Genomic DNA, 25,640 nt, shown 5'->3' on the forward strand with positions numbered 1-25,640 from the left:
GCGACCAGCGGAAACCTACACACCATCCCTCAACCCACACCCCTACAACTCGAAATCCTGGACCTACTCGACGTCAACCCGCTGGAATGGTGCTGACGATCGCCGACGTGCGGAATACGGGCCTAGCGCAGCGGCGCCCGGCGGCCGGTCATGCCGCCATCTCGGCGGCCGCGGCGAGTTTGCGGGTGTTTTCGACTGCCATGGTGTGGATTTCTTGTTCGGTGAAGCCGGCGTCGAGGAGGTGGTCGGCGAAGAGGGCGAGGCCGTCTTCGACGGGTGGGTTGAAGGGTTGTCCGAGGTCGCTGGAGAGGACGGAGTGGGTGACGCCGACGGTGCGGATGTTGGTGATGAGGTCGTGCCAGGAGACTTTGCCGGTGTGGGGGGTGGTGAAGCAGCGTTCGAGGAGGGCACCGGCTTCGGCGAGTTCGTGTTGTTGGTCGGTGGTGAGGCGTTGGGAGGTGAATTCGGGGTGGGTGACGACGGTGCGGCGGATGCCGTGGTGGTTGGCGGCGTGGATGAGGGTGAGGATTTCGGGGCCGGAGAGGTGACCGGTGGCGAGGACGAGGTCGTGGCGGGCGATGACTTTGAGGACGTGGTGGGTGTTGGGGAGGAGGTTCCCGTCGGGGTCGAGGATGTCGACGGGGTTGGGGATGATCCCGTGGGTGTGTAGGTCGGCCTGGAGGGCTCCCCACATCGCGGGGGTGGCGCCGGGGAGATCGGTGGTGGTGGTGCGGCGTTGGTTGGCGGCGTCGACGGTGGGCATCCAGACGATGCGGGCGCCTTGGCGGGCGGCGATTTCGACGGCGGTGGGGTTCATGCCGCCGATGGAGCCGTTGAGGGTGATGGCGCCGAGGACGTCGGTGCCGGGTGCGGCTTTGCGGACGACGGCGGCGCGTTCGGCGGTGGGGACGTAGTGGGATTTGAGGACGAGGCCGGCGAGGCCGACCTCGGCGAATCGGTGGGCGAGGTCGAGGTCGTCGATGCGGCGCGGCATGACGTCGGGTGCGACGTGTACGTGGGTGTCGTAGGCGCCCTGTACGAGGGCGCGGGCGCGGGCGGACGGTACGGGATGCTCTGACATGTCACTCCTTGTGGCAGAGGGATGGGCATGGCCGATTCAGGCCGTACGGGTGCCGTCGGACGGGCCGGAGCGCCGCCGGACCGCCGTGGCGGTGTTGGCCAGAGTGGACTCGACGTGCCCGAGGTGTCGCCGCATCGCGGCCTCGGCGGCGTCCGGGTCCCGGGCGGCGATCGCCTCGACGACCGCGACGTGCTCGCCCAGTGACTGTGCCGGTCGGCTGGGCACCAGGATGGTGCGGTACTGGAAGCGGACGAGCTGGGCCCGGAGCCCGGTGATGAGCCGGGCCGCGGTCTCGTGCCGGGACGCCGCGATGATCGCGGCGTGCAGCTTGGCGTTCCCCTCGGAGTAGCCGAGCAGGTCGTCCTGCTCCAGCTTCCGGGCCATCCTGGCGAGCACTCGGCGGATCGTACTGATCTCCCGGGCGGTGGCGTTCAGCGCGGCCTGACGCGCCGTGAGCGCCTCCAGCACAGCCCGGACCTGGAGGATCTCGACCGCCTCCTCCTCGGTGACCAGCCGCACGTGCGCGCCCCGGTTCGGGGTGAGCACGACCAGCCCGTCCTGGGCCAGCCGGACCAGTATCGTCCGGACGGTCGCCCGGCTGACCTGTAGCCGGTTCGCCAACTCGACCTCGATCAGCCGCTCGTTGGGCATCAACTCGCCCCGGTGGATGGCCCCGCGCAGTTCCTGGTACGCCTCGTCCGCCGAGCGGGCCGATGAAGGGCGCGGCGTGCCCGCCGCTCGGCGGCCCGCCGTTGCCGGGGGTCGTACGGCGCCAGTCACGACACGGTCACCGAGGTCGAGCGACACCTCCCGAGCAGCCGCCGGTGCCCGACCGGCAGCCATCCACATCGGACGGTAGCCGTGCGGCCCCACACCGACTCCGGACACCTCGGGACGGTATGCCCCGAGGTGTCCGGGTAAGAACCCTCACCGGCGCCCGCCGTCCCCCGCTCCAGCCCGCCAGCCCGCAACATTGTCTCCTAGATTATCAACAATCTTGTTGACAGGATTGCTGCCAGAACTTCCCTTGTCAACAAGGCTCTGACCTGGGAGAAGGCTGCTTCGACAGCGGGTGTGGAGCCTTCTGAGCCTCAGAAACTGGCCCGATTTCGTCGGTGACAAGTCGAACCTAGGTCATCTACGATTCTCGACCGGGCGAGGGTCGGCGCGGTTGGTGTCGTTCAGGCGAAGGGCCGCATCCTCCGCGCAGGTGCGTTGCGGACCGCCCATCCACAAGCGAAAGCTGGAGGCACACATGTTCAGACGCTCTCGGGTCCTGGCGGCAGCGCTGCTCGCCACGGCGCTGGTCGTGAGCGGTTGCAGCGGCGGCGACGGGGACGACGACGCGTCCGCCGAGGGGACCGACAAGGTCGCCTACATCACGGCGTTCGGCGCCGTGGGACGGGACTCCTTCGTCTGGGTGGCGAAGGAGAAGGGCTACTTCGCCGAGGCCGGCATCGAGGTCGATATCAAGAAGGGCGCGGGTAACGCGCCGAACCTCACGGCGCTCAAGTCGGGAGAGGTCCAGTTCGCCTCGCTCGACTTCACCGGTGCGGTGATCCAGGCCGGCAAGGGCGAGTTCACCGACTGGCGGGCGGTCGCCGCGGTGCACCAGCAGACGCTGATCTCGGTGATGACCACCAAGGACACCGACATCACCGGCCCGAAGGACCTGGCCGGCAAGACCATGGCCACCGGCAAGGGCTCGGTCACCGAGCTGCTCTTCCCGGCGTACGCCAAACTGGCCGGTCTCGACCCGGCCACCGTCAAGATCGAGGGCGTGCAGGCCACCGCACTCAACGGTCTGATGGCGAGCCGGAGGGTGGACGCGCTCGGCACCTTCCTGCTCAGTCGGGACGCGCTGGCGGCGGCCTCCAAGAAGGAGGTCGTCATCCTGCCGTACAGCGACTACCTGCGGGACCTGTTCGGCAACGCCATCATCACCACTCCCGGCCTGATCGAAAAGGACTCGGACCTGGTCCGCCGGTTCACCGGTGCTCTGCTCAAGGGCCTGCAGTACACCATCGACAACCCGGAGGAGGCGGCGACGATCCTGAACAAGGCGGAGCCGACGTACCCGGTCGCCTCCGGGGTCGGTGAGATCAAGGCGATGACCCCGTACGTCGTGCCGGCCGGTGGTGCCCCGATCGGTGCGATGGACGAGGGTCGGGTGGCCCGCACCATCGCCATCCTGCAGAGCTCCGGCCTGATGCCCTCCGGCCTCAGCCCGGCGAGTGTCGTCGACCTCGACATCGTGCCGAAGGCCTGACGAGGCGGCTCGACGACCGGCAAGACCCGACCGCTGCCGAGTAGCCCTCGCCGGCGGTCGGGCGTTCCTGACGAACGGGGACGGTGGTCGGACCGGCTGCCGTCCCTTCTTCGTCGCACCGCCGGGACACCGTCCGGCATCTCGATCACCGCGATCACCGCGTTCCTCGCCGCCCGAAAGGACCCTACGGGATTCACCATGACTGACAAGACGACCGACGCCGGGCTGCGACGTGTGTGGGTCAACGCCGGGCTCCCCGCACTGGGTACGCTGTTGGCGCTCGCGATCTGGTGGCTGATCACCATCGCCTTCAGCATCGAACCGTTCTGGCTACCCGCACCGCCGGACGTGGTGGAGGCGTTCCAGCGGCTCTCCGGTCACCTGGCCGAACAGGCCGGAGTCACCCTGATCGAGACGGTCGCCGGCTTCGCCATCGGCTCGACCGCCGGTGCGGCCGTCGCGGTCCTGTTCGCCGCTTCGCGCACGATCGAGCGGATGACCATGCCGCTGATCGCCGCGGTCAACGCGGTGCCGAAGGCGGCGCTCGCTCCCCTGCTCATCGTCTGGATCGGGCTGAACATCCACGCCAAGATCGTCATGGTCGTGCTGCTCTGCTTCTTCCCGGTCCTGGTCTCCACCATGGCCGGGCTGACGTCCGTCCCCAACGACCTGCGCGAACTGGCCAACTCGCTCTCCTCCTCGTGGTGGCAGACCTTCCTGAAGGTCCGGCTGACCTGGGCGCTGCCACAGGTCTTCGTCGGTCTGAAGGTGGCGTCCTCGCTGGCCATCATCGGGGCGGTCATCGGCGAGCTCACCAATCCCGACCGTGGGCTCGGCTCGGTGGTCGTCAGCTCCAGCCAGTCCGCGGACACGCCGCTCGCCTTCGCCGCGCTGACCCTGCTCGCCATCATGGGCGCTTCGCTGTTCTACCTGGTGACGGGACTGGAGCGGGTCCTCGTGCCGTGGGCCCGGGCGATCTCGTCGTGACCGTGACACCTCGCAAGGAGGACACAATGATCAAGATGACCGGGCTCTCCCGGACCTTCCAGGGAAAATCCGGGACGGTGGAGGCACTGCGCGACATCAACCTCGACGTCGGCAACGGCGAGTTCCTGGCGGTGATCGGGCGCTCCGGTTGCGGCAAGTCCACCCTGCTGCGGATCATCGCCGGGCTGATCCGGCCGAGCCGGGGCGAGGTACTGGTCGCCGGTGACCCGGTCGAACGGCCCCGCCGGGACGTCGCCATGGTGTTCCAGCGCCCGGCGCTGCTGCCCTGGCGCAGCGTCCGGAACAACGTGCTGCTGCCGGTGGAGATCTTCCGCTGGCCGCGGGCCCAGCACCGCGAGCACGCCGACCGGCTGCTGGAGATGACCGGGCTCAGCGCCTTCGCCGACCGACTCCCACACGAGCTCTCCGGCGGAATGCAGCAACGGGTCTCGCTCTGCCGGGCCCTCATCCAACGCCCCAAGGTGCTGCTGATGGATGAGCCGTTCTCCGCGCTGGACGCGCTGACCCGCGAGGAGTTGGCCGTCGAGCTGCAGCGCATCCACATGGAACTCGGCACCACGGTCGTCTTCGTGACCCACTCCATCCAGGAGGCGGTGCTGCTCGCCGACCGGGTGGCGGTGCTCAGTGCCCGTCCCGGCCGGCTGCGCAAACTGGTCAACGTCGCCATCCCGCGTCCGCGTTCGTTCGGGCACAACGCGCACCTGGAGGATGTCGCCGCCGCCTCCGCCGAGCTGCACCAACTCCTGCTCAACGAGCACATGCCGGCAACCTCGGCCACCAGCTGAGCTCGGCGACGGCCGGACTCGGCACGCCGGCCGTCGCCGGGTCAGCCGGACCACCCACGCGTACCCGAACAGCGGGAGCACCGCCGACGCGACCCCGCGCCGAGCAAGTGGGGTTCAGTACTGCATGACGCAGTAGACGACCGTCGGGTGGGTGAACCGGTACCAGCGGTTCCACCGGAGGTCCCGGGTGCATTTGTTGCCGTTGGACGCGCCCGGGACGATGTCGATGACGTGGACGGTGCCTTTCGCCTTGCACTTCGGCGCGTGGACGACCCAGCCGTCACCCTTCGGGAACTTGTAACAGAAGTAGCGCACCAGGTGGTGCTCCAGACAGAGCCGATACCCGTCCTCGGTGATGTACGGACCGCCGGGGTCGGCACAGGGATTCCGGCCATAATCGACGGATACCACCCGGTAGGTGCCGCTGCTGCCGTTGCAGTTGCCGATTCCGAGGAGGTTACCGGCCGCGTCGACGGCGACGCACTGCCCGATGGCGACCGGTGGCGGAGGCGGTGTCGGGGACGGAGGCGGAGCCGGAGCGGTCGTGCGGACCTCCTCGGGCGGCGGAGTTACACCTCCGGCGGTGGCCTGCGGGCTGTCCTCCCCCTTGTTGATCACCACGGCCGCCACCGCGACCCCACAGACCCCGAGCAGACACAGGGCCAGGAGCCCACCGATCAGTCCGATGATGAGCGGCCCGTTGCTCTTCGCGCGCACCGGCGGCGCGGCGATTCCGGGCGGCGGCGCGGGCGGCCCCGGTGGTCCGGGCATCCCAGACGGCGGTGGCCCGGGCATCCCGGACGGCGGTGGCCCGGGCATCCCGGACGGCGGTGGCCCGGGCATCCCGGGGAATCCGGGCATGCCAGCCGGGGGTCCGGGCATGCCAGCCGGGGGTCCGGGCAAGCCAGCCGGGGGTCCGGGCATGCCGGGTTGTGGTGAGGGCACACCCGGATAGCCGGGCGGACCCGGCGGTGGAGGCGACGTCACGCGAGTGAGTGTCACACACGACGCCGACGGCCGGTCACACCACCGCCGGAGGTACGGCGGCGGTGCCCGCGAGACCGTCCACCCAGGCCGGCACAGCGGCGCTCGACGCCGGTCAGGGCATCGATGGAGGGTAGCTGCCCGGTCGACGGAGGCCGCGCCCGGCGTACCGTCGCGCGGCGTGAGCCGGCAGTCCGGCGCGGTACCGGCGTCCGCGGCCGCGGCCGCGGCGCAGGCCGGGATCCCACCCGACCCGCGCCCGGTCCATGTTCACGTCCCCAAGGCCGGGTGACGCGCTCGCTGCCCCGATCAGCCGTGCCGGGGTTCCCACCGGAAGTACCGGTTCGCCATGAGCAGCGACACCAGAAGCCAGACCAGCAGCACCCCGAAGGAGGGCAGCGTCTCGACGAAGACGCTGGCGAAGTTCAGGGGCTGGCCCTCGTCGGTACGGCCGAGCCAACCGACGCGCATGACCTCGGTGAACGGGCCGTTGGGCAGGAACCAGAGCACCCGCTCCAGCGACTCCGGCAACGCGCCGAGCGGCAGCAGCGCGCCCGGCGTGGCCAGGAAGATCACCACGGTTGGCAGGGTGGTGAGCATGGCCGCCTCGGAGCTGCGGGTGATCGCGGAGAGCGCGGCCGAGAACGCCGCCATTATCGAGCAGCCGAAAAGCAGCGCCACCCCCATGACCAGGGGGTTCCTGGGTATCGGCAGGTCGAGGACCAGAACCGCGTAGACGGCCAGCGCGACGAACTGGGCGAGGAAGATCGCCACGGTGCTGCCGGCCGTGCCGAACAGGATCGTGCGGTCCGAGGCGAGCCCGGTGCGCAGCCGTTTGAGCACCAGTTCCTGGCGGCGTGCGGCGTACACGGTGGTCAGGTGGTGGTGCACCAGGAAGACCATGATCAGGGTGGTGACGCTGACGACCCGGCGCACGCCGGGCACCGTCTGGTCGCGGTACTCGCTGACCAGCAGCAGGGCGATCATCATCGGGGTCACCACGGACATCGCGGTGGACGTCCAGCTACGGCGTAGCGCAAGCAGCTCCATCCTGAGCATCGCGGCCATCTGCCAGAACGGCCTGGTCGCGCGGTCGCCCGAGGTGGCGGTGGTGCGGGAGCTCGGCGTCGTCATCGTCCCGCTCATCGGGCGGCCTCCGGATCCGCGTGCCGGTCGGTCGGGTCGTGGTCGGCGGCGATGTCCAGGAAGACATCCTCCAGGGTGGCGGGTCGGGCCGACAGGGAGGCGATCCGGATGCCGCCCGCGTCTGCCCATGCGAGCAGCCGGGTGAGGTCGGTCTGGAGCTGGCGCGACTCGTAGGTGACCCGGTCGCCCTCGACCAGGCAGGCGGCGTGCGGCAGGTCGGGCAGCGCGTCCGTGGCCGGCGGCCGGAAGCTGATCCGCGCGGGCAGGGTTCGCACGACGTCCTCCGGCGTCCCGGTGGCGACGATGCTGCCACCCCGCATGATCGCCACCCGGTCGGCGAGGAGCTCCGCCTCCTCCAGGTAGTGCGTGGTGAGCAGCACGGTCGTGCCGCCCTTCTGGAGCTGGCGGACGACGTCCCAGGTGCGGCGGCGGGAGGCCGGGTCCATGCCGGTGGTGGGTTCGTCGAGGAAGAGCACCTCTGGGCGGCCGAGCACGGCCAACGCCAGCTCCAGCCGCCGGCTCTCGCCGCCGGAGAGCTGCTCGACCGCGACGTTGCGCTGGCCGCCGAGGTCGACCAGGTCCAGCACCTCCGCGGTGGTCTGCGGCCGGACGGTGAGGGACCGCCAGACCTCCACCGTCTCCCGGACGGTGAGCGCACCCGTGAATCCGCCGTGCTGGAGCATCACCCCCGTCCGGGGACGCACCGAGCTCCGGTCCAGGAGGGGGTCCATCCCGAGCACCCGGACCCGGCCGGCGGTGGCCGGTTGCAGCCCCTCCAGGACCTCGATGGTGGTGGTCTTCCCGGCACCGTTGGTGCCCAGCAGCGCGAACAGCTCGCCCCGGCGGATCCGCAGACCGATGCCGCGCACCGCCTCGAACTCCCCGTAGCCGCGACGCAGCCCGTCCACTTCGATCACAACATCATCCATGCGGACCAGGCTGTCGCCGGCGGGCGACAGTTCCCACCCCCGTCGCGTCATGTCCTGACCGTGCCGTTCGCATGCCCGACCCGTGTGTTCCCACCGGAGGGGCATGCCGCGTCACGGCCGGCCGGACCGTCGCCCCTCCCGGGAACGGCGGCCCGGCCGGCCGGCGGAATCAGCTGTACGACACCGAGAAGTTGTTCGTGGTGAAGTTCAGGCCACCCGCCGACGAGGTGATCTCGTACCCGAACTGGACGTCGCCGATCAGGACGTCGCCGTACCAGCCGGCGGTGCGGATCCAGTTGAGCACGGCGCGGATGTCGACGGTCCCCGAGCTGGTGTTGCTGGTGCGGATGAACGAGAAGACCTCGTTGGCGCCGTTGGAGCCGCGGTAGATCTGCCAGGTGTGCCCGCCGACAGACGCGGTGGTCTGGAGCGAACCCAGCGGGCCGACCGGGCCGGTCTTGTTCATCCACAGCATGATCTCGTACGCGTGGTTGTTGGCCCAGATGTCGTACGTGCTCGCGTACGCCCCGCCGCCCGGCACCGTGACGTTGAAGCTGCTGGTGAGGCTGCCGATCGCGCTGAGGTTCCGGTTGACGTTCCGGGTGGCGTTCGGGTAGGACTTCACCCCACCGGTGTTCGGGTGGTTGGCGTTGACGCCCCAGTTGCTGTATGAGTTGGCCCAGATCGTCTGGGTTCCGGCGCCACTACCCCAGATGTTGTTGTAGAGCGTGTATCCACCGTTGGTCCAGGTCCCCCACTGGTCGGAGGAGGTCCAGGCGGCACCCCCGGGCTGCGAGGGGGTGGAGGTGGGGGCGGCGCTGGTGGGTGGTTGCCCGGTGGCCGGCGCTCCGGTGCAGCCCACCCCGTTCAGGGTGAACGAGGTGGGCGGGGAGTTCGTCCCGTTCCAGGTGCCGTTGAAGCCGGGAGTGACGGTGGCGTTGGTAGCCAGCCCGGCGTTCCATGTCGCGTTGGTCACCGTCACCCGGGTGCCGCTCTGGCTGAACTGGCCACCCCAGCCCTGGGTGACGGTCTGGCCGTTCGGGAAGTTCCAGGCCAGCGTCCACCCGTCGAGCGGGTCGCCGAGGTTGGTCAGCGCCACGTTGGCGCTGAAGCCACCCGGCCACTGGTTGACGGTGTAGTTCACGCGGCAGCCGGCGGCGGCGCTGGCGGGAGCGGTCAACACCGCTGTCAGGCCGACGCCCAACAGCAGGGTGGCGGCCGCCGCGAGGCAGGCGCGCAGTCGTCGCGCCTGCCCGCGCAGGTGGATGGATCTCATGTGCGCCTCCTGGTCGTCTCGGGTCGCCCGGACCGGCGACGGAGCTGCGAGACTTAGTTGGGTAGCCCAACTAATACCCATCCTGCCACCCGCGCGCCGATTACGACAGGCGTCGATGTCTGCCGATGCGACGCGGGCCGCGGAACCCCTCCCGCCGAGCCCGGACCGGGCGACCGCGGTCAGCGCCGGGGCGAGGCTCCCCGGCGCGCCGCTCGTCCGAGGTGCGTCAGGGCGTGGAGAGGTCGAACCTGCGGACCGTCACCGCGCCGCCGAGTGCCTGGGTGGCGTAGTTGAATATCCCGAACCGGTACCCCATGAAGAACTGCCAGGCGTTGTTCAGGGTGAAGGCCGGACCGAGGCTGGTGAAGGTGACCCCGTCCGTGCTGTAGGAGAAGCGGGCCTGTCGGCCGCTGCCGGGTCGGATGTCCGCGTTGGCCCGCAGCCAGATCCGGCCGCCGGAGACGGCCGCGCTGGCGACCTCGGTACCGGTACCGGTGGTGTTCCAGTTGCCGTCCATCGTCAGGTTGTTGGTCATCACCACCCGGGTCGCGCCGTTGTCCCGGCGCACCCCGATCCAGGCGGACGACTGGCGGAGCATGGCCAGGCCGGTACGGTCACCGTCGCGCATCGTGGAGTAGTCGAGTTCCACCGTCGCGGTCGAGGTCGGCCCCTGGATCCGGTGGGTGAGGGTGTTCCGGGCGCTGTAGAGATCACCGGTCACCGTGGCGGTCTGCAGCCGCAGGCCGTTGTTCACCGACCACCTGCTGTTGTCGGGATTGTGGTTCCACTCCCACTGCGGCCCGAGGGTGGTGCCGGCGAAGGTGTCCGCGCCGGTGAGCGGCTTGCCCGGCCGCAGCGGCAACGGGTTGGGGTACGTCGTCCCCCAGGCGCCGTTGACCGTCTGCAGGACCGGCCAGCCGTCACCGGTCCAGGTGATCGGGGCCAGCGTCGGCATCCGGCCGCCGGGGTACGCGTCGGTGAACGCCATGTAGTACCACTGGCCGTTCGGGGTCTGCACGAGCCCGCCCTGGTGCGGCACGCCGCCACCGGCGATCGGCCCCGGCAGGTCGAGCAGGACCTGACGGATCTCGTACGGGCCGAACGGGTTGCTCGCCTTGAGGACGTACTGGCCGTTGGCCGGGCGGGTGAGCCAGATGTAGTAGCTGCCGTTGCGCTTGTAGAAGCGGGCGCCCTCCAGGGTGCCGATGTTCGATGGCGTACTGAACACCTGCTGGTTGCGGACCTGGCTGCGCCCGTCGGCGGAGAGCTGGGCGACGCTGATGGTTCCGTTGCCGTACGCCACGTACATGGTGTCGTTGTCGTCGATCAGCAGGCCGGCGTCGTAGTAGCAGTTGGGAATGGTGGCGTGCCGGGTCCAGGTGCCGTCGACGGCGGACGCGGTGTAGATGTGGGTCTGGGCGAAGTCGATGCAACCGGCCCAGTAGTACGTCTGGTTGCTCTGCCGGTAGTTGAGGGTGGACGCCCAGATTCCGTCCACGTAGGCCCGACCGCCGGACAGGTCGTACTTGGACCCGAAGTCCAGTCGGGGAACCGAGTGCCCGGCGAACTCCCAGTTCACCAGGTCGTACGAGCGCAGGATCGGCGCACCCGGCGAGTAGTGCATGGTCGAGGCGGACAGGTAGTAGGTTTCGCCGACCCGGATGATGTCGACGTCGGCGAAGTCCTGCCACACCACGGGATTGCTGAACGTGCCGCCCGGCGGGGTGGTGGGCGGGGTACCGCCGCCGTCGACGCGGACGAGTTGCCACTGCTGGTTGTTCCCACCCCAGTCGTCGTACTGCACCACGTTCGCCCCGTCCGCCGTCGATGCGTCCTGCACCTCCACCGCCTTCCCGCTGTGGCGGTTGATCAGCCGGACGTAGCCACCGGACGAGTCGAGCAACCGGAACTGCTGGTTGGCCCCGTTGTGGTCGCTCCACTGCACGATCCCCGCCCCGTTGGACGTCGACCAGTTGTAGACGTCCAGGACCTTGCCCGAGTGCCGCGACTTCACCCGGTAGTACCCGCCGCCCGAGTCGACGAACTGCCACTGCTGCCACGCACCGTCCCCGCGCGTCCACTGGGTGATCCGGGCACCGTCGTTCGTCGCCAGGTTGTACACGTCCAGCGCCTTGCCACTGTTCCGGTTCACCAGCACGTACCAGGCACTCGTGTCCACCGTCGCGGCCGACGCCGGGGCCGTGCCGAACGCGACGGCGGCCGTGCCGACGAGCGCCATCGCCACGGCCGCGGCGAATCCGGACCGCCAGCGTCGCCACCGGTCGCGCGCCGCACCGCGCCGAGCCGGCGGCGGTACCGGCGCCAGTGGTGGCGCCTGCGCCAGGACATCCATGGTGTCTCTCCTTCGGTCGGACCACCCGAGCCCGGGGGCGGGGCGCGGGTTGGCGGGTGGTGGCCCGGCTGCGGCTCGCAGCACGGCTCGCGACACGGGCAGTGATGTTAGCGTTAACATGACTGGCTACAAGACCTGACGCACCAAACGGAGACATGGATTAAACCGCCGCGCCAGATGTACGGCATATTGCCAGACGGTTTCCGGCTCTTCAAGAGGGTTGTCAATGCGTAGCGGAACCACCTTCGGACCGAACAATGAAACCGCTCCGGTCCGACTTTCGACGAGGACGACGGATAACACCTTTCCGCCGAACGGGCCGGAACCGGCCACCGGAAGAAGTCTCACAGGTTTTTCTGTTATCGACGCAGGCGCCGGAGGGTCGCGCGGCCGGCCGGGGCCGCCCACGGTCGGCCGCCACCGACCACAGGGGACGGGGCGACCCGGGGCAACGCGGCAGCGGGACCTCGCACCTGGCGCCACCGCCTGTTCCGGCGACGCGCCGATGTACGGCGAAACGCTACCCGGCCAGCGGAGGCCGGACCCGGAACGACATGTCGGCCCGGAACACCGGATCGTCGGTCGACTGGTCCACCCACAACTCGAAGTTCCGGTGCCGCAGGAACCAGCCGGGATAGTTGGACGACTCCAGCGACACCGACCCCGGCGCCACACCCCCGCGTGCACAGAACGTCGCGTCCCCGCGGAACAGCTCGGTACCCGTGTCCGCGCTCAACCGCACCCGCCAGGACAGATGGCGCAGGTAACGTCCGTCCTCCGCCCGGAAGGAGACACAGGTCGCGTCCGCCAGACCGGGGACGGCCTCGAAGGTCGCCCGCCGCCGACCGGCCGCGTCGCCTTCCCCGCCGGCCCGGGCCAGTACTCCGAGGTCGTCGGTCGTGGTGGTGACGAACAGCCCCACCTGGTTGACCGACTCCATCGACACGCTCCCCCGCGGGGTAACCGTCCCGGCGCGCGACGGGGTGCCGCCGGTCGGGGCCGGCCGGCTCGGAGCGGGTGCGGTCGCCCGGGGTGTCGATCTCGACGGGACGACGGCCGCGGCCGACGCCGACGACAGCCTCGCGGTAGGTGTCGGCGTCGGCACGGCGATGCCCACCGGTGGCGGCGGTTCCGGCGTCGGCCAGGTCGCCGTGGTGACCGTGGCGCCGGCGACGACCGTGCCGGCGGCGACCGCGGTCACGATCGGATGCGCCCCGATCAGCTGGCCGAGCTGCCCGAGCAGCCCGGCCTTGACGCCCGCGCCGACGGCCCCGGAACCGCCGAGCCCACCGGCGCCGGAGGCGGCCACCGCGGAGACGGTTCCGAGGGCGCCGCCCGCCGCCGCGCCCTTGCCGATCAGCGCCGCGACCAGCGCCGCGGGCACGGGGAGCAGCGCGAGACCGACGAGCAGGCGCTCCGGCGCCACCAGTCCCTCGCCGTGCCGGAGGCAGACCGGGCAGGAGCGGACGTGCCGGGTGATGCGTTTGCGCCACAGGGGACTCGGCCGGCCGTCCCAGCCGGCCAGCACCGGCGCCAGGCGGACACACCCGGGTCTCGCGTCCAGCGCGGCCACCAAGGTCCGGCTGAGCTCCAGCTGGTTGCGCATCCGCTGGACCCGTACGCCCGCGTGCGCCACCCCGACGCCGAGTGACGCTGCCAGGTCCGTCCTGCTCAGCTGGCCTGCGGTCTCCAACCACCAGAGCGAGAGCAGCGCCCGGTCGTCCGGGTCGAGCCAACGACCGGCCCGCACCAGCTGCCGGCGCTGCTCGGACAGGCCCAGCCGCAACAGCGTCAGATCCTCGACCTCGGCCCCGGCGTCCGGCTCCCCGACCACCTCGTCCAGGGCCACGGCACGGTCGGCGGCGACCTGCCACCGCTGCGTGTGCGTACTGACCTGGCGCAGCGCGATCGCCACCAGCCAGTGCCGGAAGCTGTCCGGTGTCCGCAACGTCCCGAGCTCGCGCAGGGCACGGAGCATCGTCTCCTGCACGATGTCGTCGACGTCCGGGTGACCGCTCAGCGCCCTGCGCACCACCGTGTAGACGACCGGCAGGTACGCCGCGGTGAGTTCGTCAAGCGCCTGCCGGTCACCGGCCTGCGCGGCGACGACCAGGTTCGTCTCGTTCGTACGGGTAGCTGGCATGTCCCATCGCTGTCACGGGTACCGGGTGGTGGGTGCGGAGCTGTGGCGCCCATGGTGTGGTCGTTGACTGTGCTGGACGCCGGGGGCCGCGTCAAGAAGGAGCCGTGAATTCTCCGACGGCCTCGTCCGACCGGCGTTGCGGTCAGGCACCCGGGAATGGTCACACCGGCGATCCCGATTGCCGCGGCCTACCGCCGTTTCGACCGCGCGTCGCACCACGCTGGTGGAGAACGTGACGGAGCGACGTAATGAACCTTTTTCAACCTGGACCGCGCGGCGCTCATGCACCGCGTCCGACCGTGCGGTCCGTCGGACCGCACGGGGAGGTTGAAAAAGGTTCAATGAACCGCCGTGGCTGACCCGGCCCATTGCACGATCACCGAAAAGCCCACTCTTGCGAAGCGATCGACAGGGAGATATGTTAGCGTTCACTCTGGCGTCCACCCACGGGCACGGGTGCGAACCGCACCCGGGGTGGGCGCCAGCGCAACGCGCGGAGCCCCCGTCGAGCCGGGGCACCATCCCCTGCCGACCGGCCCTGTGGCGGCCAGCGCGATCGCCGACCCACCAACACCCTGTCGCTCCGCACCCACCGCCGGTGGTCGCACCGGTGGCCACCCTCGGTTGCACGGTACGGGCCGACCGGCGGAGCCGACGTGGGCACGTCAGCCGCCACATCCCGCCGCCACGCGGCCGGTTCGGCGGCGCGACTGTAAGGAGTCATCAGTGCGTGAAACAGCGAAACGACGAGTAGGGCTGCTCGTACCGATCATCGGGATGGTCGCGGCCGGCGGGGCGGCGGCGGTCCTCCCCGCGTACGCCGCCACGGCCGGCTGCTCGGTGAACTACTCGATATCGTCCCAGTGGCCGGGCGGATTCGGGGCCAACGTCGCGGTGACCAACCTGGGTGACCCGATCAACGGCTGGACCCTCACCTGGACGTACGGTGCGGGCCAGCGGATCACCCAGGCGTGGAACGCCTCGGTCTCCCAGAGCGGTGCCCAGGTCACCGCGAGAAACGTCGGTTACAACGGCTCCATCGGCACCAACGCGAGCGTGTCGTTCGGCTTCAACGGGTCGTGGACCGGCAGCAACCCGGTCCCCTCGTCCTTCGCCCTCAACGGCACCACCTGCACGGGCGGCGTCACCAATCCGCCGACCACCCCACCCACGACTCCGCCGACCACCCCACCCACGAACCCGCCGACCACCCCACCCACGACTCCGCCGACCATCCCACCGACGACTCCGCCCACCGGCAGCCTGCCGACCAGCTTCCGGTGGAACTCCAGCGGCGCGCTGATCGGGCCAAAGAACGACGGCCGCAACATCGCCGGCATCAAGGACCCCTCGGTCGTCTACCACAACGGCCGTTACCACGTCTTCGCGAGCACCGCGCAGTCGGCCGGCTACAACCTGGTCTACCTCAACTTCACCGACTGGTCCCAGGCGAACAACGCCACGTTCCACTACCTCGACCAGGCGCCGCTCGGCACCGGATACCGGGCCGCGCCGCAGGTGTTCTACTTCGCCCCGCACCGGCTGTGGTACCTGGTCTACCAGACCGGCAACGCGTCGTACTCCACCAACCCGGACATCAGCAACCCGAACGGCTGGACCGCGCCGAAACACTTCTACAGCGGAATGCCACAGATCATCCGGGACAACATCGGTAACGGTTACTGGGTCGACATGTGGGTCATCTGCGACAGCGCCAACTGTCACCTGTTCTCCTCGGACGACAACGGCCACCTCTACCGGTCGCAGACCTCGGTGGCGAACTTCCCGGAGGGCATGAGTCAGCCGGTCATCGCCATGCAGGACGCCGACCGCAACCGGCTCTTCGAGGCGGCGAACGTCTACAAGGTGGCCGGACAGAACCAGTACCTGATGATCCACGAGGCGATCGGCAGCGACGGCCGCCGCTGGTTCCGCTCCTGGACCGCGTCCGCCATCGCCGGCCCCTGGCAGGCGCTGGCCGACACCGAGAGCAACCCCTTCGCCCGCGCGAACAACGTCACCTTCCCCGCCGGTGCCTGGACCCGCGACATCAGCCACGGCGAGATGATCCGCGACCAGGTCGACCAGACCCTCACCATCAGCCCCTGCGACATGCGCTACGCCTACCAGGGCATGGACCCCAACGCCGGAGGCGACTACAACAGCCTCCCGTGGCGCCTCGGCCTACTCACCCAGACCAACTCCACCTGCTGACGCCCGTCCCCCGCGGTGGTCGGGCCCGGCCGTCCCAGCCGTTGGGCGAACGGCCGGCAGCGGGCGACACCGGCGGTCCCGCCACCGTGGGGCGGGGCCGCCGGTCGGTCCGCACCGGCACCGCGAGGTATCCCGCTCACCGCCGACGTGCGCTCCCGGCCCTGGACGTCCAGGACCCGCCCCCCTGGGCACGGGCACCGGCCAGGGCGGCCAGCGCGCCGATGAGCATGCCGGTCGCCGCGATCCCGGTCGCCGCGCCGGCCAGCGCCGGCAGTGGCGAGGCGGGTTGCTCCGGACGCTGCGCCCACCGGCGTTCCGGCAACGCATCGCCGTGGTCACCGCGGAGTCCGGCGCGGAGCAGCTCGGCCAGGTGCATCGCGACGCGCCCGTTCGCCGCGCCCTGCGCGATCTGGGTACGGCAGCTGAATCCGTCGGCGAGGACGATGTCACCGGGCTCGGCGGCGCGTACCGCCGGCAGCAGCACCCGTTCGGCGCAGGCCTCGGAGACCTCGTAGTGCCCCCGCTCGAAGCCGAAGTTGCCGGCCAGCCCGCAGCAGCCGGAGTCGAGGAACTGCGCGTCCACCCCGGCCTGGCGCAGCAGCTCCTGTTCGGCGGCCATGCCGAGGACGGCGTGCTGGTGGCAGTGGGTCTGGACCAGCGCGGTCCGGGAGAGCCGGGGTGGCCGCCAGCCGGGAGTGTGCTGGTGCAGCAGCTCGGCCAACGTGACGGTCTGCCGCTTGAGCCGGCGCACGTCCTCGTCGTCGGGGAACAGGTCGAAGGCGTCGGCGCGGAACACCGCCGTGCAGGAGGGTTCCAGGCCCACCACGAGCATGCCGGCCCGCAGGTACGGCCGCAGCGCGGAGACCGTACGACGCAACACCCGACCGGCCGTGCGCAACTGGCCGGTGGAGATCCAGGTGAGGCCGCAGCAGACCGTCCCGGCCGGCAGGTGTACCCGCCAGCCGGCGGCTTCCAGCACCTCGACGGCGGCCCGGCCCACCGACGGGTGGAACCGGTTGGTGAAGGTGTCCGGCCAGAGCAGCACGTCGCCCCGCGACCCGTCCCCGCCCGGAGTCCGGTCGGCGAACCAGCGATGCAGGGTCTGCTCGGCGAAGAGGGGAAGCTCCCGGCGCTGGTCCACCCCCGCCGCCGACTTGGCCAGCCGGGCCAGGCCGGGCGTGTGGGCAAGGCTGTTGACCAGACCGGGCGCCCGCGACGCGAGCGCGGCCAGGGCCGGCAGCCAGCCCATCGAGTAGTGCGACCGGGGGCGCAGCCGCCCGGCGTAGTGGTGGGACAGGAACTCGGCCTTGTAGGTGGCCATGTCCACGTTGACCGGACAGTCGGACTTGCAGCCCTTGCAGGCCAGACAGAGGTCGAGCGCGTCCCGGACCGCCGTCGAGCGCCAGCCGTCGCCGATGGTGCCGCCCCGGGCGGTCCCGTCGAGCATCTCGAAGAGCAGCCGGGCCCTCCCCCGGGTCGAGTGCTCCTCCTCCCGGGTCACCATGTACGACGGGCACATCACCCCGCCGTGCTCGCGGCGACACTTGCCCACCCCGACGCAGCGCAGCACCGCCCGGGGAAAGCTGCCGGCGTCCTCCGGATAGCGGAACACCGTGTCGACGGGACCGTGGTTGTAGTCCACCCCGAGCCGCAGCTGGCTGTCCATCGGGTACGCGGGCGTCACCTTGCCGGGATTCATCCGGTCGGTCGGGTCGAAGATCGCCTTGAACTGCCCGAATGCGCGGACGACCCGGTCACCGAACATCCGGGGCAGCAGTTCGCCGGTGGCCTGCCCGTCCCCGTGCTCGCCGGAGAACGAGCCGCCGTATGAGACGACCAGGTCGGCGGCCCGTTCCACGAAGGCCCGGAACTGCCGTACGCCGTCGGCGGTACGTGGTTCGAAGGGGATCCGGCTGTGTACACACCCCTGCCCGAAGTGCCCGTACCGGGACGCCTGCTCGAACCCGAACTCCTGGTAGAGCCGCTCCAGGTCGCGCAGGTAACCGCCGAGCCGCTCGGGCGGGACCGCCGAGTCCTCCCAGCCCGGATAGGTGTCGGCCATGCCGGGCACCCAGGCGGTGGCGCCGAGGCCGGCCTCCCGGACCGCCCAGAGCTGGACCTCGTCGGCCTCCTTCTCGAAGCGGAACACGCTCGGCCCGTCCGGGCCAGCCATCGCCGCGCCGAACCGCTGCGCGACCTCCTCGGCCTCCCGCACGGTGTCCGCGCCGAACTGCACCAGCAGCCAGCCGCCGCCCGGCGGAAGCATGTGCAGGGCGGCCGGATGCAGGTGCTTGCGCTTCTCGAAGTCGATGAGCTTGTCGTCGATCCCCTCCAGGGCGATCGGGTCGTACGTCAGCACCCTCGGCACGTCGTCGGCGGCGGTGGCGAGATCCCGATAACCGAGCACGACCAGGGACCGGGCCCTGACCGTGGGCAGCAGGCGCAACCGGGCGCGCAGGATCGTGACCAGCGTCCCCTCCGCACCGACCAGCGCCTGACCGACGTGGAAGCCGTTCTCCGGCAGCAGGCTGTCCAGGTTGTAGCCCGAGACCCTACGGGGAATCTTCGGAAAGCGGCCCCGGATGTCCTCGGCGTACTCGTCGCGCAGCGCCCGGAGCTGCGCGTAGATCTCGGCCCGCCGACCGCCGCCGCGCTGGATCTCGGCGTACTGCTCGTCGCTGGTCTCCCCCACCCACATCCGGGTGCCGTCGTAGAGCAGCACCTCCAGCTCGACGACGTTGTCGACGACCTTGCCGGTGCGCTGGGCGCTCGCGCCGCAGGAGTTGTTGCCGAGCATGCCGCCGATGGTGCAGTGGTCGTGCGTCGCCGGCATGGGGCCGAACTCCAACCCGTACGGCGCGAGCCGCTCGTTGAGGGTGTCCCGGACGATGCCCGGCTCGACCAGGCAGGTCCGCCGTTCCCGGTCGACCTCCAGCACCCGGTGGCAGTACTTCGACCAGTCCAGCACCACGGCCACGTTGGTGCATTCGCCGATCAGGCTGGTGCCGCCGCCGCGGGACAGGACCGGGGCGCCGTACCGCCGGCAGACGTCCACCGTCGCCACGGCCGCCGCTACGGTGCGCGGCAGCACCACCCCGAGCGGCACCTGCCGGTAGTTGGACGCATCGGTGGAGTAAGCCGCCCGCGAGCCGGCATCGAACCGGACCTCGCCGTCGACGACGGCGCGCAGCTCGGCGGCGAGCTCGGACAGGTCGATTCCCTCGGCCGGTCCGGGAGCCCGGGTCAGCGGCTCGGGCAACCGCACCTGGCTCATCTCGGCACCCCGCTTCGCGCGATCATGACCGCGCTCGTCGATCGGCTCGTCCACGCGCCATCGTTCGCCCTCCTCCGGCCTTCGTCCGCCTTCCGAACGCCGCCCAACCGACGATAACGAGTTTTTATCGGAATAATGGACATACCGGAAACAGTCCGACGCGCGGGTGGGACAGCTGTGACCGCACCCGGTCGCGATCGCCGCCCACGCCCCGGGCCGGCCTGGTCTGTTACCGTCGACGGCGTAGCGGCCCATCCACAACCGCCACTGCTCCGGAGCGTCTGCGACGGGGAGGAACCGCACCGATGACTGCACTGTTCAACGCCCTGCGCGAGCGGGTCGAGGTCAACGCGCGGCACGCGGTCGAGACGTACACCAACGAGGTCAGCGAGTACCAGGCGATGGCGCCCGGGGTCGACGACCGCATCGGGATGTACGACTTCGCGGTTCTCATCCGGCGCCGGTCGCTCGACCTGGCCGCGGCCGAGCTGCCGCTGGGCGAGAACGACCTGGCCGGCATCGCCGCGGTGGGCCGGCAGCGGGCCGAGGTCGGCCTCTCCGTTCCCTCGCAGCAGCAGGTGCTCGGTCTGCACACCGCGATGATGGTCCGCGAGGTGCACGACCTGGCCCGCCCCGAGGACGTCACCGACCTGCTCCGCATCGTCGGCTGGCTCGGCGGCCAGGGCGTCCGGGCGCGCAGCGCCTACCTGAGCGGTTACACCCGGGGTGTGGGTACCGCACGATTGCTCTCCACTCGGCTGGAGATCCTGGCCCGCGCCCTGCTCGCCGACGAACCGGTGGAGCCCTTCGTCGCCGATCTGCGCCTCGGCGGGCAGTACCATATCTCGATCTTGAAAATGGCGCGGCCGGTGGCTCCGGAGACCCGGGCCGAGGTGGTCGCGTCGCTCGCGCCGGAACGGATCCCGGCGACCTGGCTCGGCGCCGACGAGGTCGCCGTGCTCACCCCCGGCGGTGCCCCGAAGGCCACGATCCTTGCGCGGATACGCCACCTGACCGCGCTGATCGGGCAGCCCTGCGGCATCGGTGCGGCACAGGGCGCGGTGGGCGGGCTGGCCGAGACGCTGGCGTGGGCCCGCGAGGTGAGCCGGGTGGCGCCGCCGCAGGACCGCCCGGACCGGCTGCCGGAGATCGCGGACCTGTTCGTGGAGATGGCGCTGGCCCGCACGGCGGCGGTCGACGGATGGCTACGCGGCTACGCCAAGGCGCTGGCCACCGGCCCGGACCTGGTGGCGACGCTGCGCGCCTACTACGCCAACGACATGAACCGCGCGAACGCCGCCGCCGCGCTGCACATCCACCCGCGCACGCTGGACTACCGACTGCGCCGCGTGCGCGAGGTCACCGGCGTCGACCCCGGCTCGACGGTCGGTGTCCGGCTGCTGAGCGCGACGGTAGCGCGGACGCTGGTCGTGGACCACTACGCGGACTGACAGACGTCACTGCGGTCATGCGCACCGCTCGGACGTGCCGGTACGCCACGACGGGGACGCCTCCGCGCTGGTGCGCCGGATGGCCGTCATCACGGGCTCCCCTCGACCTGGATGACGCCGCGGGCGCCGCGTTCGGCGTCGACCATGATGTGGCTGACGAACGGATAGTGGCCGGGTTCGCGCAGGACGGTCTCGACGAACCCTCCGGCTGCCGGGAGCAGGTCGAGCTGCTGCGCGCCGCCGGGGTCGGTGGCCCGCAACTGCCATCGTCCTTCCCGGTAGACGGTGTCGAACTGGGCGCCGACGACGTGGAACGCACTGGGACGGTTGGGTCCGGCGTTGAGCAGCCAGATCCGGACACGGTCGCCCGGCCGGGCGACCAGCGGCCGGTGGGCGTACTGCGCGACGTAGCCGTTGAAGACCACGGCGTCGGGTCGCTCCGCCTGCATCTTCGCCAGGTCGCCGGGTTCGGCGTCCGGACCGAGATACAGCTCGGACTGGACCAGGACGTACTCGCGATCCACCGCCGGCAGGTCCGGCGGATCGATGATCACCGCGCCGTACATGCCGTTGCCGATGTGGTGCAGCATCGGCATGGTCGAGCAGTGGTACATCCAGATCCCGGCCTTGGTGGCGGTGAACCGGTAGGTCAGCCGCTGCCCGGGATCGATCGGACGCATCGGCCGGTCCGGGGCGAGTGCGCTGGCGTGGAAGTCGATGCCATGGTCGACGCTGCCGTCGTTGATCAGGGTGATCTCGAAGGTGTCGCCGACGCTTCCCCGGAGCACGGGGCCGGGCGCGGTGCCGTTGAAGGTCCACAGTTTCTGCCGTACGCCGGGAGCGACCTCGCGCTGCACCTCCTGCACCCGCAGTTCCCGCCGGTGCAACCGGCCGGTGGGCCGCACCGGTGCGGTGGCGTCGCGGGCGGTGAAGCCGGCGTCGGGCTCGGCCATCGCGTCGATTCGCGGGGCTGCCCCGGCCGGCGGATCGGTGCCGGCCGGACCGGCGTGCTCGTGAGCGGTGCCTCCGCCCGGCCCGGTGGTGGTGACGGTCAGTGTCATCCCGGCCTGGCGGTGGCCCGGCAGCGAGCACCAGCCCTCGACGGTGCCGCCGACGACACCGGCATCCAGCCGGACGACGTCGTCGCTCGCCAGGATCGGGGACCTGGCACCGGTGGCCAGCACGAGGTCGTGCCGGCGGCGGTCCCGGTTGGTCAGCTCGATGATCAGCCGATCGCCCGCCGGCACGGTGATCCGGTCCGGGTGGAAGCGCATCCCGTCGGCGGTCACGGCCACGGTGCTGGTCCGCCCGGTCGGTACCACACCGGTCGTCCCGACGGCGAGAGTGCCATCCGGTGCGGTGACCCGCTGGGCGGCGACCCCGACCAGCACGGCGATCAGGACGAGCGCGAGACCGGCGGCGACCCCACCCAGCGGGCGGACGGGCGCGGTCGACGGTGCGGCATCGGCGGGTGGCGTCACGGTCGTCTCCGAGCGGTGAGCAGGATACGGACGGCGGGGACGAGGAACTGCAGCAGCGCGGCGAGGACCAGCAGTGAGGTGGTGATCCGCACGTACGGCGGTGCGGGCAGGATGAATACGACCAGCGCGGCGTTCGCCATGGTCACCCGCTGCGCCCATCGCCGGTCCAGGCGCTCGGTGCGCTGCCGTACCGGTCCGGGACCGCCGCCGAGGGCCATCGGCAGCAGGTACGCCAGCGCGCCGAGCAGGGTCTGGGCGACGAAGCCGACCAGCAGTGGGGTCAGGACGGCGCCGAACCGGTCGGCCGCCGCTGCCGGGTCGGCGGCGGTCAGCATGCTCCACGCGTCGACGGCGAGGGCGACGAGCAGCCAGCCGCCGGCGGCCGCGATGGACCAGGCGGGAAACGAGGCCGGTGACCGGCGCCGGGCGGCGACCACCGCGGGGCGCGCGGTGATCAGGGCCGCGGTGGCCACCAGGGCCAGCCCGCCCGCCGCCAGCGGCGGCCACCAGGCGAGCACGGCGAGGCCGAGCAGCGCGAGTCCGGCCACCGCGACCGGCAGTGCCCGGCGGGCGGCGATGGTGGCGCCGTCGGCCATCCGGGTACGCAGGACCGTCGGCCAGAGGGTGAGCAGCGTGCCGAGTACGGTAAGCGCCACCCAGCCGAGCAGGTTGACGTGGGCGTGGAACAACAGCAGTCGCGGCCGGAAGTCGTCGTCGGCGACGAGCATCCACGCACCGACCGGAACCCCGGTCAGCAGGGCGGCCGTGGCGGCGAGGTAGTAGTGCACGGTGATGTCGAAGCGGGCCGGCAGTGCGGCGCGTAGCCGTGCGGCCAGCCAGCCCAGGTGCGCGACGGCGGCGCCGAAGACGAGTACGGCACCGGTGACGCCCGGCCACGGCCGGTCGGTGGTCCCGGCGACCAGCACACCGAGGACACCGAGGTTGAGCACGGCGAGCCGGACGGCCGCCCCGGATCGGCGCCCCGGCACGGGGCAGCGCAGCACGGCGGTGGTGAAGTGGGCGCTCCAGACCATGATCGCGTTGGTGACCGCACCGAGGAGCAGCAGGTGGATGGCGAGCCACCGCCAGGACGGCAGTGCCGGATGGACCACCGCGACGACGACGATCGCGGCCAGGTACGCCAACGGCAGCGCCCCGGTACGGCGATGCCAACCGGCCCGCCCGGCCGCCCCGCCGGCCGGTGCCGTCCTGCTCCGCACGGTGTCCGTCATGGAATGACCGCCGCGCCGGTCGGTCGGCTCGGCTCGGCCGCCGACATCGTCCTGGCCCGTCGACTCGGCTCGGCCGCCGGCATCGTCCTGGCCCGTCGGCTCGGCTCGGCCGCCGACGTAGTCCTGGCCCGTCGGCTCGGCTCGGCCGCCGGGGTCGTCCTGGCCGGTCCGCGGCGTCGCCGTGCCAGGGCGACGGCGCAGCCGGCGAAGGCGAGCACCGCCACCACGTTCGCGGTGCCGGCCCAGCGACGTACCGGCTCCAGGCCGGCCGCGTCACCGAGGCCGAGACGTATCGACAGCGAGGCGTGCAGCAGGGCCAGCGGGACGTAGAGCAACCGGTGGTAGGGCAGTGGCCGACGCAGTACGGCCGGCAGGATCACCGGGGCGTGCACGAAGATCATCGACATGGCGAAGCCGAGGAAGAGCGCGTGTAGCGTCGCGTCGTACCGGGGACCACCGGTGGTGGGGCCGGCGCCGGCCCACAGCAGGCCGGCCAGCGCCAGCCACCCGTAGCCGGCCAGCAGGCCCACCGCGACGTAGCGGGGCAGCGCCCTCGCCCGTACCGTGCGCCGGGCGACGTCGAAGCGGACGAGCCACGCCGTGACGGCCAGCAGCCCGGCGCCGAACAGGTGCGCTCCGACCACCGGCCACAGGGTGGCCGCGGTGGCGCCGGCCAGCATCGCGGCCAGGGCGGCGAGGAACCACCGCTCGGCGTTGCGGCCGGACAGCCCGACGTGCGCCAGTTCGAGACGTTCTCCGGCGATGGTCGCCACCACGAACACCGCCAGCCACGGCACGGTCTCCGCGACCGGGAAGCCGGCCAGCCACAACAGTGTCGCGGCGTACCAGCCGACCGCACCGCAACCCTGCGCGAGCAGCGCCACGCCGGGCTGCCGCCGCCACAGTGCCCGGTAGATGCCGAGCAGCAGCACCGACGCCATGACGAGCAGGGTCTTGCCGGCCAGGCCGGGTCCGGTGGCCACCAGCACCAGTGCGCCCGACCCCGAACACGCCGGGGCCAGCAACGCCCAGCGGGCACCGAGGGCGACGGCCCGTTCCAGGGCGACCAGGGTGCCGACGAAGCCGAACACCATCAGCGGCCCGTGCAGTGGTTCCACCGCCACGGCGGGCGCCGGCACCCTGACGCCGAGCAGGAGCAGACCGGCGTAGAGGCCGACCAGCAACGCGAGCGCCGCGGCGCCCAGGACGGGCAACCGCCACCGGACCGGCACCCCGACCGGCGCCCCCACCGGATGGCTCACGACGGCCGCCCCTCCGGTGGCTGCCCCTCCGACCGCCGCCCCTCCGACCGCTGCCCCTCCGACGGCCGCGCCGGTGCCGGCAGGTGCAGGACACAGGCCTCGGGCGCGGCGAAGGGCTCCAGCACCACGGATTCGCCCGAGCCGCCGTCGCGTTCCAGGACCCCCTGGACGACCCCGAGGTGGAGCCCGCACATGGCGTCGGCGTTCCGACCCACCAGTTCCAGGAACGGACAGGTGTGCAGGTGGACCTGGACGGTGTCGGCGGCTTCGGGCGGCTGACGGCGTGGGCCGAAACCCAGCCCGTCCAGGACGGTGAGCACCGAGTCGACCGGGTCCTCGTGGTCGGGCGTGGCCGCCGCCAGGTGCCGGCCCCAGCCCCGGCCGACCTGCGCCGCAGCCTCCCGGACATCACCGGCGCGACTGGACAGGTGATCGAGCAAGGCGGCCGCCAGCGACCGGTACGGCGCCGGGGCCGGGTCCGCGGCCGCCGCCCGGTACCGCCAGGCCGGACGGCCCGGCTGCCCACCGCTGGCCCGCGCCTTCACCAGGAGCCCGGCCTCGGTGAGCCGGTCCAGGTGGGCGCGGGTCGTGGAGAGGTGCTGCCCGGTCCGGGCCGCCACCTCGGCGGCCGTGACACCGCTCTGGGCGGCCCGTACCAACCGCAGGATCGCCACCCGACTGTCCGAGCCCAGCGCCCGGTGGCGTGGCGTGTCGATCGTCTCCCCGCTGGGGCCCGTTCGCGGCGTTTCCAT

Annotated in this window: 18 protein-coding genes; 5 read left to right on the forward strand and 13 right to left on the reverse strand. The window is 71.4% G+C overall.

Annotated elements, in window-relative coordinates; all coding sequences use genetic code 11:
* Positions 1–148: 148 nt before the first annotated feature.
* The gene (locus ABNF97_RS28425; RefSeq protein ID WP_130463978.1) at positions 149–1,081 is read right to left on the reverse strand and encodes a DUF6282 family protein; all 933 of its coding nucleotides are present in this window, start codon (positions 1,079–1,081) and stop codon (positions 149–151) included.
* Between the two features lie 36 nt (positions 1,082–1,117).
* Positions 1,118–1,969: a GntR family transcriptional regulator gene (locus tag ABNF97_RS28430; protein ID WP_349340422.1), complete on the reverse strand. Its 852-nt coding sequence runs from the start codon at positions 1,967–1,969 to the stop codon at positions 1,118–1,120.
* A gap of 367 nt (positions 1,970–2,336) precedes the next feature.
* Here ABNF97_RS28430 and ABNF97_RS28435 point away from each other — a divergent pair, with 367 nt between their 5' ends.
* The 3 genes from ABNF97_RS28435 to ABNF97_RS28445 all read left to right on the forward strand — a co-directional run bounded on the left by ABNF97_RS28435 (position 2,337) and on the right by ABNF97_RS28445 (position 5,143).
* Positions 2,337–3,350: an ABC transporter substrate-binding protein gene (locus ABNF97_RS28435; RefSeq protein WP_130463979.1), complete on the forward strand. Its 1,014-nt coding sequence runs from the start codon at positions 2,337–2,339 to the stop codon at positions 3,348–3,350.
* Positions 3,351–3,548: 198 nt separating this feature from the next.
* Positions 3,549–4,337, forward strand: coding sequence for an ABC transporter permease subunit (locus tag ABNF97_RS28440; RefSeq protein WP_130463980.1), 789 nt, complete (start codon positions 3,549–3,551; stop codon positions 4,335–4,337).
* A 26-nt stretch (positions 4,338–4,363) separates the two neighbouring features.
* On the forward strand, positions 4,364–5,143 hold the full coding sequence (locus ABNF97_RS28445; protein WP_130463981.1) for an ATP-binding cassette domain-containing protein: 780 nt from the start codon (positions 4,364–4,366) through the stop codon (positions 5,141–5,143).
* A gap of 114 nt (positions 5,144–5,257) precedes the next feature.
* Here ABNF97_RS28445 and ABNF97_RS28450 read toward each other — a convergent pair whose 3' ends face one another.
* The 6 genes from ABNF97_RS28450 to ABNF97_RS28475 all read right to left on the reverse strand — a co-directional run bounded on the left by ABNF97_RS28450 (position 5,258) and on the right by ABNF97_RS28475 (position 13,974).
* The gene (locus ABNF97_RS28450; protein ID WP_130463982.1) at positions 5,258–5,914 is read right to left on the reverse strand and encodes a hypothetical protein; all 657 of its coding nucleotides are present in this window, start codon (positions 5,912–5,914) and stop codon (positions 5,258–5,260) included.
* 522 nt (positions 5,915–6,436) lie between these two features.
* A complete protein-coding gene (locus ABNF97_RS28455; protein WP_349340423.1) occupies positions 6,437–7,261 on the reverse strand; it encodes an ABC transporter permease in 825 nt (274 codons plus the stop codon).
* Between the two features lie 8 nt (positions 7,262–7,269).
* A complete protein-coding gene (locus tag ABNF97_RS28460; protein WP_349340424.1) occupies positions 7,270–8,202 on the reverse strand; it encodes an ABC transporter ATP-binding protein in 933 nt (310 codons plus the stop codon).
* Between the two features lie 169 nt (positions 8,203–8,371).
* A complete protein-coding gene (locus ABNF97_RS28465) occupies positions 8,372–9,478 on the reverse strand; it encodes a cellulose binding domain-containing protein (RefSeq protein ID WP_349340425.1) in 1,107 nt (368 codons plus the stop codon).
* Positions 9,479–9,704: 226 nt separating this feature from the next.
* Positions 9,705–11,831 carry a family 43 glycosylhydrolase gene (locus ABNF97_RS28470; RefSeq protein ID WP_165436820.1) on the reverse strand — a complete coding sequence of 709 codons (2,127 nt, stop codon included), beginning with the start codon at positions 11,829–11,831 and terminating at the stop codon, positions 9,705–9,707.
* A 520-nt stretch (positions 11,832–12,351) separates the two neighbouring features.
* On the reverse strand, positions 12,352–13,974 hold the full coding sequence (locus ABNF97_RS28475) for a sigma-70 family RNA polymerase sigma factor (RefSeq protein ID WP_349340426.1): 1,623 nt from the start codon (positions 13,972–13,974) through the stop codon (positions 12,352–12,354).
* Between the two features lie 726 nt (positions 13,975–14,700).
* Here ABNF97_RS28475 and ABNF97_RS28480 point away from each other — a divergent pair.
* Positions 14,701–16,188 (forward strand): glycoside hydrolase family 62 protein, encoded by a 1,488-nt coding sequence (locus tag ABNF97_RS28480; RefSeq protein ID WP_349340427.1) that lies wholly within the window; start codon positions 14,701–14,703, stop codon positions 16,186–16,188.
* A gap of 136 nt (positions 16,189–16,324) precedes the next feature.
* On the opposite strand, the gene ABNF97_RS28485 is transcribed toward ABNF97_RS28480, so the two are convergent.
* Positions 16,325–19,462, reverse strand: coding sequence for an FAD-binding and (Fe-S)-binding domain-containing protein (locus tag ABNF97_RS28485; RefSeq protein ID WP_349340444.1), 3,138 nt, complete (start codon positions 19,460–19,462; stop codon positions 16,325–16,327).
* A 305-nt stretch (positions 19,463–19,767) separates the two neighbouring features.
* On the opposite strand from ABNF97_RS28485, the gene ABNF97_RS28490 reads away from it, so the two are divergent.
* Positions 19,768–20,913 (forward strand): helix-turn-helix domain-containing protein, encoded by a 1,146-nt coding sequence (locus ABNF97_RS28490; RefSeq protein WP_130463987.1) that lies wholly within the window; start codon positions 19,768–19,770, stop codon positions 20,911–20,913.
* 89 nt (positions 20,914–21,002) lie between these two features.
* Here the strand turns inward: ABNF97_RS28490 and ABNF97_RS28495 are convergent, their stop codons facing one another.
* The 4 genes from ABNF97_RS28495 to ABNF97_RS28510 are packed head-to-tail and all read right to left on the reverse strand — an operon-like array spanning position 21,003 to position 25,640.
* Entirely contained in the window at positions 21,003–22,394 is a 1,392-nt protein-coding gene (locus ABNF97_RS28495) for a multicopper oxidase domain-containing protein (RefSeq protein ID WP_207230586.1), read from the reverse strand.
* On the reverse strand, positions 22,391–23,626 hold the full coding sequence (locus tag ABNF97_RS28500) for a hypothetical protein (protein ID WP_207230587.1): 1,236 nt from the start codon (positions 23,624–23,626) through the stop codon (positions 22,391–22,393). The genes ABNF97_RS28495 and ABNF97_RS28500 overlap by 4 nt, the downstream gene beginning before the upstream one ends.
* Positions 23,623–24,888, reverse strand: a complete 1,266-nt coding sequence (locus ABNF97_RS28505; RefSeq protein ID WP_349340428.1) for a DUF8744 domain-containing protein — start codon at positions 24,886–24,888, stop codon at positions 23,623–23,625. The genes ABNF97_RS28500 and ABNF97_RS28505 overlap by 4 nt, the downstream gene beginning before the upstream one ends.
* Complete coding sequence (locus ABNF97_RS28510; protein WP_130463989.1) at positions 24,885–25,640, reverse strand: helix-turn-helix domain-containing protein; 756 nt, start codon at positions 25,638–25,640, stop codon at positions 24,885–24,887. The genes ABNF97_RS28505 and ABNF97_RS28510 overlap by 4 nt, the downstream gene beginning before the upstream one ends.

Origin of the sequence: Plantactinospora sp. B6F1, from assembly GCF_040120695.1 — a bacterium.
GTDB lineage: Bacteria > Actinomycetota > Actinomycetes > Mycobacteriales > Micromonosporaceae > Plantactinospora.

Excerpts from the sequence above, each read along its gene's own strand:
- ABNF97_RS28490 (WP_130463987.1), top strand. The coding sequence starts at position 19,768 with ATGACTGCACTGTTCAACGCCCTGCGCGAGCGGGTCGAGGTCAACGCG.
- ABNF97_RS28485 (WP_349340444.1), bottom strand. The coding sequence starts at position 19,462 with ATGAGCCAGGTGCGGTTGCCCGAGCCGCTGACCCGGGCTCCCGGACCG.
- ABNF97_RS28470 (WP_165436820.1), bottom strand. The coding sequence starts at position 11,831 with ATGGATGTCCTGGCGCAGGCGCCACCACTGGCGCCGGTACCGCCGCCG.
- ABNF97_RS28450 (WP_130463982.1), bottom strand. The coding sequence starts at position 5,914 with ATGCCCGGACCACCGGGGCCGCCCGCGCCGCCGCCCGGAATCGCCGCG.
- ABNF97_RS28475 (WP_349340426.1), bottom strand. The coding sequence starts at position 13,974 with ATGCCAGCTACCCGTACGAACGAGACGAACCTGGTCGTCGCCGCGCAG.
- ABNF97_RS28510 (WP_130463989.1), bottom strand. The coding sequence starts at position 25,640 with ATGGAAACGCCGCGAACGGGCCCCAGCGGGGAGACGATCGACACGCCA.
- ABNF97_RS28460 (WP_349340424.1), bottom strand. The coding sequence starts at position 8,202 with ATGGATGATGTTGTGATCGAAGTGGACGGGCTGCGTCGCGGCTACGGG.
- ABNF97_RS28465 (WP_349340425.1), bottom strand. The coding sequence starts at position 9,478 with ATGAGATCCATCCACCTGCGCGGGCAGGCGCGACGACTGCGCGCCTGC.
- ABNF97_RS28425 (WP_130463978.1), bottom strand. The coding sequence starts at position 1,081 with ATGTCAGAGCATCCCGTACCGTCCGCCCGCGCCCGCGCCCTCGTACAG.
- ABNF97_RS28445 (WP_130463981.1), top strand. The coding sequence starts at position 4,364 with ATGATCAAGATGACCGGGCTCTCCCGGACCTTCCAGGGAAAATCCGGG.
- ABNF97_RS28440 (WP_130463980.1), top strand. The coding sequence starts at position 3,549 with ATGACTGACAAGACGACCGACGCCGGGCTGCGACGTGTGTGGGTCAAC.
- ABNF97_RS28500 (WP_207230587.1), bottom strand. The coding sequence starts at position 23,626 with ATGACGGACACCGTGCGGAGCAGGACGGCACCGGCCGGCGGGGCGGCC.
- ABNF97_RS28455 (WP_349340423.1), bottom strand. The coding sequence starts at position 7,261 with ATGACGACGCCGAGCTCCCGCACCACCGCCACCTCGGGCGACCGCGCG.
- ABNF97_RS28435 (WP_130463979.1), top strand. The coding sequence starts at position 2,337 with ATGTTCAGACGCTCTCGGGTCCTGGCGGCAGCGCTGCTCGCCACGGCG.